The organism is Cupriavidus taiwanensis LMG 19424 (assembly GCF_000069785.1).
Taxonomy (GTDB): Bacteria; Pseudomonadota; Gammaproteobacteria; order Burkholderiales; family Burkholderiaceae; genus Cupriavidus; species Cupriavidus taiwanensis.
Genome location: NC_010530.1, coordinates 2,236,680 through 2,250,056, shown reverse-complemented (window position 1 = coordinate 2,250,056; position 13,377 = coordinate 2,236,680). Strand labels below are relative to the sequence as shown.

The following is a 13,377-nucleotide window of genomic DNA, read 5'->3' as shown; positions in this document are numbered from 1 at the left end:
TCTTGAGCGCTACGGCCCGAACGGCAGCGCGAGCAGCTCGTTGCCCAGCGCCGCGTTGGCGCGTTCGCGCCCGGCTTCGACCGGTTCCGCCGGCCACGGCGAGGGGTTGGCCACGCCGCCGTGCTCGCCGTTGTACGGCTCTCCCTTCCAGTCCTTGACGCTTTCCGCGGACCAGAGCGAGCGGGCCTGCCGGGCGTTGGGGTCATCGGCATACATCCGCAGGATGCGCGCCGCGGCCATGTCGAAGGCGCGCTCGGCCAGGCGCGGCCGGCCGGCCTCGATCGCGGCCAGGCCGAGCAGGTCGAGGTTGAGCACGGCGTTCCACTCGCCCTCCATGTACAGCGTATGCAGGATGCGCTGGAGCTCGCCGGGCTTGTCGGCGACAAAGCGGTCCGCCTCGGCCGCGAGGCGCTTCTCGTCGCCGTCGAACCAGGCCGCCGCGCCAGGCAGCGGCGTAGCCAGTGTCAGCGCAAGCAGCGCCGCGCCGGCGCGGCGCCATGTCCCGGCCGCGTGGAGCATCCGCATGGGCGCCCCTTACTGCTGCCGGGCCAGCGGCGCGGCGGTTTCGCGCAGGTCGGCCAGTTCCGCTTCGCCCGGCAGCTGGTAGCGTACGTGCATGGTGAAGCCGATGGCCTGGCCGGGTTCCAGCACCAGCCGCTGGAAGGTGAATTTCTGCACCTGGTCCAGGCGCTCATGCCGCATCGGCACCGCTTCGTCCGAGCGTGAATAAATTGTCCATGGCCAGCGTTACCAGTGACAGGAACGGCAGCCCGCTCAGCACGCCCTTGACCATGGTCTGGTCGGTGTACTTGTTGGCGCTGCCCAGCTTTACCAACTCCAGCTCGGCGGGCAGCAGGTCATAGACCGCGCCGCCAGCCCGCATGCGGCCATCCCGCCAGCGAACCGCAGCGCGGCCGTTGCCGGGATGGCGCGCGCGGCTTCCCCCCTTGCTTCCCCGATTCCCCGTGCGGCCGGTGTGCCGGCTGTCTGGTCTGTCACGGTCATGCTCCCCGTATTCCCGTCATGCTTTGTTGCCCTCGCTGGCGGCCGTGGTCCGGACGGGCGGGGCTGTTTTGCCGCGATCATAGGGGCAGGCACGGCCTGCCGCCTCCCCAGAATATGGGATGGGCAACGCCGCGCGGCCGTGCGATCGGTACGGGCGGCGGCGTTTACCCTGAACGGGCCCGCCGGGCCGTCCGCGCGCGGGCGGGATATGTCAGAATCCGCCGTCGTGCCGGCGCAATCCGCGCACCGCGCGGCAACACAGGGGGCGCACCGCGCCGTGGCTCGGGAAGACAGGCATGGCAAGCACAACAAGAGTCCTCATCGTCGAAGACGACCCCCTGGCGCTGCGCCGCCTGGTGCAGGCCGTCGACCTGCATGCGGCGGATGCCGCGGTATCGGGCTGCGCCGCGTCCGTGGCGGAGGCGCTGGCATGGCTGGCGCAGCACCAGCCCGACGTGCTGCTGTGCGACCTCGGCCTGCCCGACGGCAGCGGCATCGACGTGATCCGCAACGCGCGCGAGCGCTATCCCGCCTGCGACTGCATGGTCGTGACCGTGTTCGGCGACGACCAGCATGTGCTGGCCAGCATCGAGGCCGGCGCCATCGGCTACCTGCTCAAGGATGAAACCACCGACCGCATTGCCGCCTCCATCGGCGAATTGCGCGCGGGCGGCTCGCCCATGAGCCCGCTGATCGCGCGGCAGGTGGTGAACCGGCTGCGCGGGGCGCCCGCCGAGGCGGCGGCGCGCGAGGCCGCCGGCGCCGGGGCCGGCGCGGTGGTGCTGTCGGTGCGCGAGAACGAGATCCTGGACCTGATCTCGCGCGGCTATACCTATGCCGAAACCGCCCGCTACCTCGGGCTGAGCGTGCATACCGTGCAATCGCATATCAAGAACATCTACGGCAAGCTGGCCGTGCGCTCGCGCGGCGAGGCGGTGTTCGAGGCGGCCAAGCTCGGCTTGCTCAAGTCCCTGTAAGCGCGCCATGCTGTCCTGGCCGAGGTCCCTGCGCACCGTGCTGGCCATGCTGCTGGCTTGGGCCAGCCTGCTGCTGCCCGGCATGGCCGCCGCGGACACGGCAACCCTGGCCGCGGCCACGCGCTCGGCCACGCTGTCCGACGGCACCGTGCTGCCGGCGCGCGCGCTGACACTGCCGGACTACTGGGACCGGGTGATGCCGGGCAAGTCCGGCACGGTGGTCTACGAACTGCGCTTCGACCGCAACTGGCCCGCGGGGGAGCCCGGCGGGCTGTTCGTGCCGTGGGCCGGGGGCAGCTACGAGGTGCGGCTCAACGGCGTGCTGATCGCCGCGGGGGGCCGCCTGGACGCGCCGGCGTCGGCGCTGGCCAAGCGCCCCTACTACGTGGCCGTGCCGCCCGAACTGGCGAACGCGCACGGCAACCTGCTGCGCATCACCGTGGCGGCGCGCGCCTATGCGCGCTCGGGCTTGCTGCCGGTGACGGTGGGCCCGGCCGCCGAGGCGCGCGCGCAGTATGAGCGGGCCTTCCTGCTGCGCGTGGTCGGCCCGCTGATCGCGGCGGTGCTCAGCGTCGTGCTGGGCGGCCTGGCGCTGCTGATCTGGTGGCGCCAGCGCGATGCGCTGTTCGGGCTGTACGGGCTGGCCGAGGTCGCCTGGAGCGTGCGGCTGCTCGACTACTTTGTCGATGACCTCGCCATTCCGGCGGAGTTGCGCGGCTATATCGTTGCCGCCGCGCGCGAGGTGTTCCTGGGCGCCATCGCCAGGTTCTGCCTGCTGGTGATCCGGGTGCCGTGGCGCTGGCTGCATCGGACCCTGAACGCCTACCTGTGGCTGGCGCTGCCGGTGATCGCGCCGCTGGCGGCTATCTCGAGCCATCCGCTGGTGTTTCCGCTGAGCTGGATGGTCAAGGTGGGCATCATCCTGACCGTGGCCGGCGCGATGGTGTGGGGGGCGTTGCGCCGGCCCAGCCGCGAGGCGACGCTGCTGGCCGTCACCGTGGGCGTGTCGGCGGTGCTGTTCCTGGCGGACTGGATCAAGGTCTGGCTGACCGGCGACTATTACTGGGTCCACTCCATGACCCGCTATGTCTCGGTGCCGTTCAGCGTGGTGATGGCGTGGATGCTGGTGGAGCGCTACACCAGCGCGGTGCAGAGCCTGCAGAACGCCAACCAGGTGCTAACCGAGCGCGTCGCGCAGCGCGAGGCGCAGCTGCGCGCGGCCTTTGCGCGCACGCAGAAGATCGCCGCGGAGGAAACCGCGCTGCGCGAGCGCGGACGCATCCTGCGCGATATGCACGACGGCCTGGGCAGCCAGCTGGTCACCACCCTGTCGATGCTGGAATCCGGCAAGGCGAGCGCGCCGGAGGTCGCCACGCAGGTGCGGCACGCGCTGGATTCGCTGAAGCTGTCCATCGATGCGATGCAGGACACCGGCGGCGACCTCGCCGCGGTGCTGGGCAACCTGCGCTACCGGCTGGGGCCGCGCATTGCCGATGCCGGGCTCGAGATCCACTGGGAGGTCGAACGCCTGCCGACGCTGCCGCACTTCTCCGCGCGCAAGGTGCAGGAGCTGCAATACCTGCTGCTGGAAGGCATCACCAACGTGCTGCAGCACGCGGCGGCGCGCACGCTCACCGTGACCGCCCAGGCGGACCCGGCCGCGCAGGCGATCCGCATCACGCTGGCCGACGACGGCCGCGGCTTCGATACCGAAGCCACGCGCGGCGGGCGCGGGCTGCGCAACATGCAGGTACGCGCCGCGGCGATCGGCGGCCGGCTGCAGATCCGCTCGGCGGCCGGCGCCACGGCGCTGACGGTGGAGGTGCCGCTGGCGCCGGCGCAGGGCGATGAGGCGGGCACGCCCGGCGAAGGGGCCGCGCCCGTGGCATAGGGCGGGTTCCGGCTCACTGCGCCGCGCGCTTCGGCAGCAGCCGCACCGCCAGCGCGGACAGCGCCGCGGCGGTGGCCAGCGCGGCCACGCCGGTCCAGCCGAAGCGCGCCAGCACCAGGCTGCCGAGGGCGGCGCCGGCGGCCATGCCGGTGAACATGCAAACGAACAGCACCGCGTTGAGGCGGCTGCGCGCGCCCGGGTCGATGCCATAGACGATGGTCTGGTGCGCGACCAGTGCCACCTGCACGCCCAGGTCGAAGCCGATGGCGCTGGCGCCGATCAGCCACAGCTGCGCCTGCGGTGGCACCAGCGGCGTCAGCAGCATGGCGGCAAACGACAGCGCCGCCAGCGCCGCGCCCGCGCGGGTCACCCGTTCCGGACCACCGCGGTCGGCCAGGCGGCCGGCCAGCGGCGCGCCCAGCGCGCCGGCGGCACCGGCCAGGCCGAACGCGCCGGCGGCCTCGCTGCCCAGGTGGAAGGGCGCGCCATGCAGCATCACCGCCAGCGTCGACCAAAACGCGCTGAAGCCCACCGAAAGCAGCCCTTGCGCCAGCGCCGCGCGGCGCAGCGCGCCATGCTCGCGCCACAGCGCCGCCAGCGAGGCCAGCAGCGCGCGATATGGCAGCGTCGTGGCCGGGGTAAAGCGCGGCAGCTGGCGCCGCGCCACCAGCGCCACCGCCGCGATGCTGGCCGCCGCCAGCATGAACATCGCGCGCCAGCCGAAGTGCGCGGCGACGAAGCCGCTGACCACCCGCGACAGCAGGATGCCCAGCAGCAGCCCGGTCATCACGGTGCCGACCACCTTGCCGCGCTGCGCGGCCGGTGCCAGCGCCGCTGCGGCCGGCACGATGTCCTGCGCCAGCGTGGCGGACAGGCCCACCACCAGGCTCGACACCAGCAGCATGCCGATGCCGGGCGCCAGGCCCGCCAGCAGCAGCGCGCCGACCAGCGCCACCGCCTTGGCCACGATGATATGGCGGCGGTCATAGCGGTCGCCCAGCGGCGCCAGCAACAGGATGCCCAACGCATAGCCGAGCTGCGTCAGCGTGGGGATGGCGCCGGCGGTGGCGTCGCTCGCGTGCAGGTCGGGGGCCATCACGCCGAGCATGGGCTGGCTGTAGTACAGCGAAGCCACCGCCAGGCCTGCGCCGGTGGCGAGCAGCAAGACCAGCCGCGCTGGCACGGCCGGGTCGGCCAGCGTGGCGGCGGGCGAGGTTGCGGGAACAGGGGACATGGCGGGTTTCACGTGGTTCGCAAAGAAGTTGGGATGGCCCGAAGTGTTGTCCATGCCCGCCGATTCTGGTAGACGTGCGGGATGAACAACGGCTATACGAGACGCGTATGGAAGCCCCGCCAGCCACTAACCCGGGCGCCGCCCCCTCTGCTGCCCGCGGCGCACCCGGCGCCGACCGCATCGACCTGATGCAGACTTTCGTGCGCATCGTCGAGGCCGGCAGCCTGTCGCGGGCGGCCGCGCAGCTGCAGACCACCCAGCCCACCGTCAGCCGGCGCCTGCAGACGCTGGAGCAACTGCTGGGCGTGCGCCTGCTGCAGCGCTCCACGCATGCGATGAAGCTGACCGAAGACGGCGAGCGCTGCTACGAGCGCGCCCGCGAACTGGTGGCGGACTGGGCCAGGTTCGAAGCCGACGTGCGCGGCGTGGGCCACGCGCCCAGCGGTACGCTGCGCGTGGTGGTGCCGCACGCGTTCGGGCAGGAGGTGCTGGTGGGCCCGCTGGCGAGCTTTTTGCGGCAATACCCGGAGGTTTCGGTGGAATGGCTGCTGCACGACCGCACGCCGGATTTCATCGCCGAGGCCATCGATTGCGCGATCCATGTGGGCGAGGTGCATGAACCCGGCCTGGTGGCCGTGCGCCTGGCGGAGGTGCCGCGCGCGGTCATCGCCGCGCCGTCGCTGTTCGACGGCAAGCCGCTGCCGCGACGCCCGCAAGACCTGGAAGACCTTCCCTGGCTGGCGCTGCGCACGTTCTACCGTAACGAGATCGTGCTGCAGAACCTGCAGACCCAGGCACGCCACGGCCTGACCTTCGCGCCGCGCATGAGCACGGACAGCCTGTACGCGCTGCATGCGGCGGCCCGGCTGGGGCTGGGCGTTGCCGTCGGCTCGTCGTGGATCTTTGCCGAGGACATCGCCAGCGGCAGGCTGTTGCACCTGCTGCCGCAATGGCAGGCCGATCCGCTGCCGATCTACCTGGTCTATCCGCAGGCGCGCTTCTATCCGGCAAAGCTGCGCTTGTTCGCCGACGCCATGCGGCAGGCCATCCCGACTGCCGGCATGATCCAACGCAGGCGCGTGCCGCGCGAGCGCGGCACGGGCCGGATGCCACAAGCGCGCCGATAACGCCTATCCTGTATCGGCCACTCCCTACGCCGCGGGCAATCCCGCGCCCCAACATCATGGTGACTGCGTGATCCGCCGCATCTTTCCCCGGTTTCGGACCAGGGGCAGAATGTTTGCGTTTGCCGCCGCCGCCGTGTTGCTTGCCCTGGCGGGCATCGTCGCCTACAACCTGGTCGGCGGCGAGAAGCGCATCGAGCGCCGCCTCGACCGCCTCTACAGCCTGGAAGACCCGCAGTTCGCCCGCGAACTGGGAGTGCTGCTGGGCCCGCCCGTGGTCGACGGCAACCGCTACCGCGTGCTCAGGAACGGCGACGAGATCTTCCCGGCGATGCTGGGCGCGATCCGTGCCGCACGGAAGACCATCAACTTCGAGTCGTACATCTACTGGTCGGGCGACATCGGCCACGAGTTCGCGCAGGCACTGGCCGAACGCGCCACGGCCGGCGTCAGCGTCAAGGTGTTGCTCGATGCGGTCGGCAGTTCCAAGATCGACAAGGCCGCGCTCGCACTGATGACCAGTGCCGGCGTGGATGTGCGCCGCTACCATCCGGTGCGCTGGTACACCATTGGCAAGCTGAACAACCGCACCCACCGCAAGGTGCTGGTGGTCGACGGCAGGATCGGCTTTACCGGCGGCGTCGGCATCGCGCCGGAGTGGACCGGCCACGCGCAGGACCCCGACCACTGGCGCGATACCCATTTCGAGGTGGAAGGCCCGGTGGTCGGCCAGATGCAGTCGGTGTTCCTGGACAACTGGATCAAGGTCAGCGGCGCGGTGCCGCATGGCCCCGACTACTTTCCCGAGTTGCCGCCGGTCGGCAATGGGCGGGCGCAGATGTTCAGCAGCTCGCCGACGGGCGGCAGCGAGAGCATGGCGCTGATGTACCACCTGGCGATCACCGCGGCGGCGCGCAGCATCGATTTGTCCGCGGCGTATTTCGTTCCCGACGCATTGACCGAGAAGGCACTGCTGGCAGCGCTGGCCAGAGGCGTCAGGGTGCGGGTGATCGTGCCGGGCGAGCATATCGACTCCGAAACCGTGCGCTCCGCGTCGCGCGCGCGCTGGGGCGAACTGCTGAAGGCCGGCGCGCTGATCGCCGAGTACGCGCCGACCATGTACCACTGCAAGGTGCTGATCGTCGACGACCTGCTGGTCTCGGTGGGGTCCACCAATTTCGACAACCGCTCGTTCCGCCTCAATGACGAGGCCACGCTCAATATCCTCGACGCCGCGTTTGCCGCGCAGCAGACCCGGATCTTCGAGGAGGACCTGAAGCTGTCGCGGCCGATGACCCATCAGGCGTGGCTCAACCGTCCATGGCAGGAACGATTGCGCGACCGGCTGGCCTCGCTGATCGGCGCGCAGCTGTAACGGGGCCGGCAATGCCGGAAAAACAGCCCTACAGCAGGGCAACATGCCCCTGATCGGCGCGCCGTTTGCCCCACTTCAGCGCTTTAGTCGCACCGCATTTGCGCATTGTCAAAAACCCTGGCATCCGCGCTTCAGCACTGCCAAACCGGGCCGATAGCAGGGGGAAACCAAGCCCCTCTGCGACGATCCATGCCCGCCCTGTTCCTTCCCGCCGAGCGCCTGATGGCGCGCCTGAATATCCGCCGCAAGCTGGCCTTGATTGCCGTGCTGTTCCTGGTGCCGCTGGTCGGCGCGTTGTCCGTGGCGCTGCGCGATGCGGCGCAGGCGCGCAGCACCACCAGCCAGGAGATACGCGGGCTGGCGGTAGTCGGCCACGCGCTCGATTTCATGCGCGAGACCCAGGTCCGGCGTGGCGCCGCGAATGCGGTGCTGTCCGGCAACGCCGCTTTCCGCGCCACCTTCGACAAGGCCGACCAACAGGCGGCGGCCAACCTTATCGCACTGGCGCGCAGCATTGCGCAGAATCCCGGCTTTGCACTCGCGGCCGGTATGCGCCAGCTTGAGCAGGACTGGCAGCAATTGCGCGAGTCCGGCCTGGACACCACGGCGGGGCCGCTGTTCGAGCGCCACAGCGCGCTGGTGCGGCAAACGCAGGCGTATATCGCCGACGTGGCCGAGCGCTCGCAACTGGCGCTGGACAGCGAGGCGGGCTCGTACTACCTGGTCAGCCTGCTGACCGGACCGATGCCGCAACTGGCAGAACAGAGCGCGCTGGCACGCGGCCGCGGCGCCGGCATCATCGCGCAGGGCGGGTATGCCGATGCCGCGCAGCAGGCGGGACTGGGCGCGCTGGCCGAACAGATCCGCGCGGGGCTGGACACGATACGGCGCGATATCGCCCGCGTCGGCAAGGCAGCACCCGCTTACCGCGCGCGCATCGATGCCGCGCTGGCACGGCTGGACGCGATGGACCACTTCCATCGCACGCTGCAGGGGCGCATGCTGGGCGCGGCCGGCATCGACATCGAGGCCAGGGCCTATTTCGACGAAGCCACCGCCGCTATCGAAGGCGTGGCGGACGCCAGCCGGGTGTTCTCCGCGATCGCCGCCGAGATGCTGGCGCAGCGTGCCGCGGCGCAGGCACGGCAGTTCGCCTGGCTCGCTGGCATTGCGCTGGCCACGGTGGGCACCGCCTTCTACCTGTTCATCGGCTTCAGCCGCGGCATGCGCGCCGACGTCCGCGAGGTCGGCGCGATGGTCGCGCGCATCCATGCCGGCGACCTGACCGTGCGCCTCGCGGCGAGCGGCCGCGACGAGCTGAGCGAGATCAAGCGGCACCTGCTTGCGCTGGCGGCGGGCTGGCGCACGCTGATCGGCGACACCAAGGCCGGCGCGCACAACGTGCTGGCCGCGGCGGCCGATATCGCGCAGGGCAACATCGACCTGTCACAGCGCACCGAGCAGCAGGCGTCGTCGCTGGAGCAGACCGCGGCCAGCATGGAGCAGCTGACCGCCACCGTGCAGCAGAATGCGGGCAATGCCGGCCAGGCCAGCGCGCTGGCGCGCGAAGCCTCGGCCGCGGCGCGCGCCGGCGGTGACGCGGTCGGCCGCATGCAGCAGACCATGCAGGCCATCGACGCCGATTCCAGGCGCATCGCCGACATCATCGCGGTGATCGATGGCATTGCCTTCCAGACCAGTATCCTGGCGCTGAACGCAGCGGTGGAAGCAGCGCGCGCCGGCGAGGCCGGCCGCGGCTTTGCGGTGGTGGCCAGCGAAGTGCGCGGGCTGGCGCAGCGCGCCGGCGCCTCGGCCAAGGAGATCCGCATGCTGATCTCGCAATCCGGCGAGCGCGTGGCCGCCGGCAACACGCTGGCGCTGGACGTTGCCGCGACCATGGCCGGCACCGTCGCCGCCATCGGCCGGGTCACGGCGATGATGGATGAGATCAGCCAGGCCTCGCGCGAGCAGAGCACCGGCATCGGCCAGGTCAACCAGGCGGTGGCGCAGATGGACCAGGTCACGCAGCAGAACGCCGCGCTGGTGGAGCAGGCCGCGGCCGCGGCGCAGTCATTGCAGGAGCAGGCGCTGCAGATGCAGCGGGCGGTGGCGGTGTTCCGTACCGAGGCGCAGGCGGACTGATGCCTTGGGCGCGGGCTCAGCGCCGCAGCAGCCAGACCACCACCGAAACCACCACCGACACCAGGATGCAGGTGGTGATCGGCAGGTAAAAGCTGAAGCCGTCGCGGACGATGTGGATATCGCCGGGCAGGCGGCCAAGGCGGTCGAACGGCAGTTTGGCGAGCCAGGGCCAGGCGGCGCCGGCGGCAAGCAGCACGGCGCCCAGGATGAGAAGCAGGCGTTGCATTGGGAGGGAAATCGCGAAGCCATCTTGAGCCCTTTGACCGGCGGCTTGACGCATTGATTCCGGCCTGTTGCGAGTGCCAAGTGGCCAGCACCGCGCTTCCCAATGCATCCGGCAGGAGCTACCTGGCTTCCACTGCCACCGCACGCTCAGCCTGCGCTTGCAGTCGCAGACCCTCAGTGGTTTCGCCCGAGCCATCCGGCGTCCAGCCCGGAGGCATCACCAGATAACCCATCGCATTCCGCACGCTGCCAGCGTTGGCCATGTCCTGGCCCAGGCCGACCCAGTGCTCGAACTGGTTGACCAGCGGGTTGTGCGTGGTGGTCGGGTGGACCAGGCCGTAGCGGCACGGCTCTTCCTCACGCTCTTCCACATAGGTGCCGAACAGGCGGTCGAAGATGACCAGCACGCCGCCGAAGTTGGCATCGAGGTAGTCGATGTTCGAGGCATGGTGCACGCGGTGCGCCGACGGGGTGTTGAACACGTATTCGAGCCAGCCCAGCCTGGGGATCCAGGTGGTATGCAGCCAGAACTGGTACAGCAGGTTCAGGCTCACCGTGGCCAGCACCACTTCAGGACGCACGCCCAGGAAGACCAGCGGCGCGAAGAAGATGGCGGTGCCGGTGATCTTGCCGGTCCAGCCGAGACGATAGGCGGTGCCCAGCGTCAGTTCGTTGGGCGAGTGGTGCACCGCGTGCGTCGCCCAGAAGAAGCGGATGCGGTGCGAGGCGCGGTGGTACCAGTAGTAGCAGAACTCTTGCCCGAGGAAGAGCAGCAGCACGGCCAGCGCGCTGTCGATCTCGACCGTGAAGAGGCGATGCTGCCAGGCAAACGCAAACACGGGAGCGGCCAGCGACAGCGGCAGCAGCGCCAGCAGCTTGCGGCCAGCCAGGTCGGCCAGCGACAGCGTGACTTCATGCCAGGGATAGTCCTTGCCCTGGCGCTTCGCCTTGCGTGCCAGGAAGAAGGCTTCGAGCAGAGAGATCGTCACAACAAACGCCGTGACATAGAGGGTGAGCTTTCCGAGGTTGTGCATGTCGGGGTCCAGTGCGGTGAGGTGGGACGCGTGCTTGCGGGGGGCTTGCTGCGTCGGTGAGGCAAAGGTAGTGGCTGGACCCGTGCGGCGCCATCCGGCAATTATTTCGCCGTATGTCATGACCGGCGGGCCGGCGGCGGTGTAATACCGCGACATGTTTTCCACCGCGACATATCGTGGTCGCTTCCCTATAGTTCGGCCGTCGCCGCGGCATGTTGCGCGGCATGAACCGAACCAGAAGGACCTGCCATGACCAAGCGCCTCAGCAATCTCGCCTCTTCCCTGCGCCTGCCCCGCCTGCTCGGTATCGCCGGCGGCGCGCTGGTGATCCTGTCGAGCACGCCCGCTTTCGCCGCGTTGGGCGGACACAGCACGGCCTATACGCCGCGCGGTAAGTTCAGCAGTGGGCATATCGGCGCCTGCGGTGGCGGCAGCTGCTCGCACGCCGGCGGCATCGAAGGCCCGCATGGCGGCCTGGCCACCAACTCAGGCACCGTCACGCGCACGGCGCCGGGCCAGTTCGGCAACAGCGGCACTGCCGTCGGCCCCAACGGGCGCTCGGTGCAGCACGACGGCGGCACCAGCTGCGCCGGCGGCACTTGCTCGCACAGCGGCGACCTGGCCGGCCCCGGCGGCCAGAGCGCCACCACTTCCGGCAGCGTGACGCGCGCAGGCGTAGGCCAGTATGCGTCGTCGGGCACCGTCACTGGCGCAAACGGCAATAGCTACGGGCACACTGCCTCGACCAGCTGCGCCGGCCCGACCTGCTACCGCTCCGGCACCGCGACCGGTGCGCAGGGCGGCACGGTCACGCACTCGGGCAGTGCCACCAGCGTGGCGCCCGGCGTGGTGACCATCGGCGGCGGCACTACTGTGGTCCACGGCGCGGCAGTGACGACCGGCGGCCCCACCGTCACCGCGGTCGGGACGGTCGGCACTGTGGCTGCTGTCGGCACGGCGGGCACGATCGTGGCGGCCAGCATGCCGCCGGTGGTCGTCACGCCGCCGCCCCCGGCGCCGGTCTACGTGCCGGCCCCCGCGCCCGCCACGGTTTACGCGCCGCCGCCTGCCAAGGTCGTGGTTGCCCCGCCGCCGGTCCGCGTCGTGGTCGCCGCGCCGGTGCCGCGCAGGATCTATGTCGCGCCGCGCGCGCTCTACGTGGCCCGTCCGGCGGTCATGATCCCTGGCCACTGGGCCGGCGGCGTTTGGGTTCCCGCCCACATGGTCTGAGCGCGACGACGCGCTATCTCGTCTGATTCGCTTTACCAATCGCCGGCAAGGCCGGCTGTCCCACGGAGTCCATCATGAAGAAGATGATTGCAGTGCTTATGTTGTGTATTGTTTCTGCAGGCAGCTATGCACAAAGTGCCGAGATGCCCGCAGCGGCCGCTGCCGGTGGCGTGCGGGCCGAGCGTGCGCTGCAGCAGCTGCAGGAGCGTTTCGCCAGCGCGAACACCACGCGGGACGGCAAGCTGACCCGCGAGCAGGCGCAGGCCGGCATGCCGATGGTCGCGAGCCGCTTCGACCAGATCGACACGCAGCGGCTGGGCTACGTGACCCTGCCGCAGATCGAGGCGTTCATGAAGCAGAAGATGATGTCGCGCTGAAGTCGGCGTTCGGATTGCACGCCGGCATCGCCGGGAGAGCCGTGATGGAACAGGTGAACAGGATTGTCGTGCTCGACGACGAAGCCGAGCTGCGCAACATGCTGCAGCGCTTCCTGACCGGGCACGGCTTCCGTGTGCGCGCGGTGGCCGACGGCAAGCAGCTCGACAAGTACCTGCAGCGCGAGCCGCACGACCTGCTGGTGCTCGACCTGATGATGGAGCCCGAGGACGGCCTCACCATCTGCAAGCGCCTGCGGGCAGAGGGCCACACGCTGCCGATCCTGATGCTGACGGCCAAGGGCGACCCGATGGACCGCGTGGCGGGCCTCGAAACGGGCGCCGACGACTACCTCGCCAAGCCCTTCGTGCCGGACGAGCTGGTGGCGCGCATCCGTGCGCTGCTGCGCCGGCAGAAGATGTCGGCCGGCGACCCCACTGTGACCACGCAGAGGCTGCGCTTCGGCGACTTCATCTTCGATGTCGGCAAGCAGACGCTGCTGCGCGGCGGCGAGCCGGTCGAAGTGCATTCGGCGCAGATGCTGCTGCTGCACGCACTGGGATCGTCGCCGAACCGCGCGGTCAGCCGCGAGAACCTGCTGGCGCGGGCGCGCGGGCGCGACCATGATGCGCTCGACCGCAGCATCGACGTGCAGATCCTGCGGCTGCGCCAGATCGTTGAAGACGACCCGTCCAAGCCGCGCTTTATCAAGACCGTGTGGGGCGTCGGCTACATGCTGGTCGCCGGCGTGGATCCGTGACCCGT

General features: G+C 70.1%; 14 protein-coding genes. 8 read left to right on the top strand and 6 right to left on the bottom strand.

All coding sequences use genetic code 11. The features are described 5' to 3' along the window. Nucleotides 1-9: 9 nt before the first annotated feature. The 3 genes from RALTA_RS25545 to RALTA_RS28920 are packed head-to-tail and all read right to left on the bottom strand — an operon-like array spanning nucleotide 10 to nucleotide 883. Complete coding sequence (locus tag RALTA_RS25545; protein ID WP_012356864.1) at nucleotides 10-525, bottom strand: hypothetical protein; 516 nt, start codon at nucleotides 523-525, stop codon at nucleotides 10-12. Nucleotides 526-534: 9 nt separating this feature from the next. Next, on the bottom strand, nucleotides 535-702 hold the full coding sequence (locus tag RALTA_RS30445) for a hypothetical protein (RefSeq protein WP_012356863.1): 168 nt from the start codon (nucleotides 700-702) through the stop codon (nucleotides 535-537). Beyond that, the gene (locus RALTA_RS28920) at nucleotides 692-883 is read right to left on the bottom strand and encodes a hypothetical protein (RefSeq protein WP_012356862.1); all 192 of its coding nucleotides are present in this window, start codon (nucleotides 881-883) and stop codon (nucleotides 692-694) included. Before RALTA_RS28920 ends, RALTA_RS30445 begins: the two co-directional genes overlap by 11 nt. Before the next feature lie 418 nt (nucleotides 884-1,301). Here RALTA_RS28920 and RALTA_RS25535 point away from each other — a divergent pair, with 418 nt between their 5' ends. Continuing rightward, nucleotides 1,302-1,982 (top strand): response regulator transcription factor, encoded by a 681-nt coding sequence (locus RALTA_RS25535; protein ID WP_012356861.1) that lies wholly within the window; start codon nucleotides 1,302-1,304, stop codon nucleotides 1,980-1,982. Between the two features lie 7 nt (nucleotides 1,983-1,989). Then, nucleotides 1,990-3,873, top strand: a complete 1,884-nt coding sequence (locus tag RALTA_RS25530; protein ID WP_012356860.1) for a sensor histidine kinase — start codon at nucleotides 1,990-1,992, stop codon at nucleotides 3,871-3,873. A gap of 13 nt (nucleotides 3,874-3,886) precedes the next feature. Here the strand turns inward: RALTA_RS25530 and RALTA_RS25525 are convergent, their stop codons facing one another. After that, entirely contained in the window at nucleotides 3,887-5,107 is a 1,221-nt protein-coding gene (locus tag RALTA_RS25525) for an MFS transporter (RefSeq protein WP_041232842.1), read from the bottom strand. Nucleotides 5,108-5,214: 107 nt separating this feature from the next. Here RALTA_RS25525 and RALTA_RS25520 point away from each other — a divergent pair, with 107 nt between their 5' ends. The 3 genes from RALTA_RS25520 to RALTA_RS25510 all read left to right on the top strand — a co-directional run bounded on the left by RALTA_RS25520 (nucleotide 5,215) and on the right by RALTA_RS25510 (nucleotide 9,748). Continuing rightward, nucleotides 5,215-6,234 (top strand): LysR family transcriptional regulator, encoded by a 1,020-nt coding sequence (locus RALTA_RS25520; RefSeq protein WP_012356858.1) that lies wholly within the window; start codon nucleotides 5,215-5,217, stop codon nucleotides 6,232-6,234. 109 nt (nucleotides 6,235-6,343) lie between these two features. Further along, nucleotides 6,344-7,606 carry a phospholipase D-like domain-containing protein gene (locus tag RALTA_RS25515; RefSeq protein ID WP_012356857.1) on the top strand — a complete coding sequence of 421 codons (1,263 nt, stop codon included), beginning with the start codon at nucleotides 6,344-6,346 and terminating at the stop codon, nucleotides 7,604-7,606. Nucleotides 7,607-7,795: 189 nt separating this feature from the next. Further along, a complete protein-coding gene (locus tag RALTA_RS25510; RefSeq protein WP_041232639.1) occupies nucleotides 7,796-9,748 on the top strand; it encodes a methyl-accepting chemotaxis protein in 1,953 nt (650 codons plus the stop codon). A gap of 16 nt (nucleotides 9,749-9,764) precedes the next feature. On the opposite strand, the gene RALTA_RS25505 is transcribed toward RALTA_RS25510, so the two are convergent. Both RALTA_RS25505 and RALTA_RS25500 read right to left on the bottom strand, forming a co-directional pair. Further along, the gene (locus tag RALTA_RS25505) at nucleotides 9,765-9,974 is read right to left on the bottom strand and encodes a DUF2905 domain-containing protein (protein ID WP_025584192.1); all 210 of its coding nucleotides are present in this window, start codon (nucleotides 9,972-9,974) and stop codon (nucleotides 9,765-9,767) included. 118 nt (nucleotides 9,975-10,092) lie between these two features. Next, on the bottom strand, nucleotides 10,093-11,007 hold the full coding sequence (locus RALTA_RS25500) for a sterol desaturase family protein (RefSeq protein WP_012356854.1): 915 nt from the start codon (nucleotides 11,005-11,007) through the stop codon (nucleotides 10,093-10,095). 249 nt (nucleotides 11,008-11,256) lie between these two features. On the opposite strand from RALTA_RS25500, the gene RALTA_RS25495 reads away from it, so the two are divergent. The 3 genes from RALTA_RS25495 to RALTA_RS25485 all read left to right on the top strand — a co-directional run bounded on the left by RALTA_RS25495 (nucleotide 11,257) and on the right by RALTA_RS25485 (nucleotide 13,372). Continuing rightward, nucleotides 11,257-12,237, top strand: a complete 981-nt coding sequence (locus RALTA_RS25495; protein WP_012356853.1) for a hypothetical protein — start codon at nucleotides 11,257-11,259, stop codon at nucleotides 12,235-12,237. Between the two features lie 74 nt (nucleotides 12,238-12,311). Continuing rightward, the gene (locus RALTA_RS25490; RefSeq protein ID WP_012356852.1) at nucleotides 12,312-12,614 is read left to right on the top strand and encodes an EF-hand domain-containing protein; all 303 of its coding nucleotides are present in this window, start codon (nucleotides 12,312-12,314) and stop codon (nucleotides 12,612-12,614) included. Between the two features lie 44 nt (nucleotides 12,615-12,658). Next, nucleotides 12,659-13,372, top strand: coding sequence for a response regulator (locus tag RALTA_RS25485; protein WP_012356851.1), 714 nt, complete (start codon nucleotides 12,659-12,661; stop codon nucleotides 13,370-13,372). Nucleotides 13,373-13,377: the final 5 nt, after the last annotated feature.

Coding starts and splice junctions, on each gene's coding strand:
- RALTA_RS25545 (WP_012356864.1), bottom strand. CDS start 525: ATGCGGATGCTCCACGCGGCCGGGACATGGCGCCGCGCCGGCGCGGCG.
- RALTA_RS30445 (WP_012356863.1), bottom strand. CDS start 702: ATGCGGCATGAGCGCCTGGACCAGGTGCAGAAATTCACCTTCCAGCGG.
- RALTA_RS28920 (WP_012356862.1), bottom strand. CDS start 883: ATGCGGGCTGGCGGCGCGGTCTATGACCTGCTGCCCGCCGAGCTGGAG.
- RALTA_RS25535 (WP_012356861.1), top strand. CDS start 1,302: ATGGCAAGCACAACAAGAGTCCTCATCGTCGAAGACGACCCCCTGGCG.
- RALTA_RS25530 (WP_012356860.1), top strand. CDS start 1,990: ATGCTGTCCTGGCCGAGGTCCCTGCGCACCGTGCTGGCCATGCTGCTG.
- RALTA_RS25525 (WP_041232842.1), bottom strand. CDS start 5,107: ATGTCCCCTGTTCCCGCAACCTCGCCCGCCGCCACGCTGGCCGACCCG.
- RALTA_RS25520 (WP_012356858.1), top strand. CDS start 5,215: ATGGAAGCCCCGCCAGCCACTAACCCGGGCGCCGCCCCCTCTGCTGCC.
- RALTA_RS25515 (WP_012356857.1), top strand. CDS start 6,344: ATGTTTGCGTTTGCCGCCGCCGCCGTGTTGCTTGCCCTGGCGGGCATC.
- RALTA_RS25510 (WP_041232639.1), top strand. CDS start 7,796: ATGCCCGCCCTGTTCCTTCCCGCCGAGCGCCTGATGGCGCGCCTGAAT.
- RALTA_RS25505 (WP_025584192.1), bottom strand. CDS start 9,974: ATGCAACGCCTGCTTCTCATCCTGGGCGCCGTGCTGCTTGCCGCCGGC.
- RALTA_RS25500 (WP_012356854.1), bottom strand. CDS start 11,007: ATGCACAACCTCGGAAAGCTCACCCTCTATGTCACGGCGTTTGTTGTG.
- RALTA_RS25495 (WP_012356853.1), top strand. CDS start 11,257: ATGACCAAGCGCCTCAGCAATCTCGCCTCTTCCCTGCGCCTGCCCCGC.
- RALTA_RS25490 (WP_012356852.1), top strand. CDS start 12,312: ATGAAGAAGATGATTGCAGTGCTTATGTTGTGTATTGTTTCTGCAGGC.
- RALTA_RS25485 (WP_012356851.1), top strand. CDS start 12,659: ATGGAACAGGTGAACAGGATTGTCGTGCTCGACGACGAAGCCGAGCTG.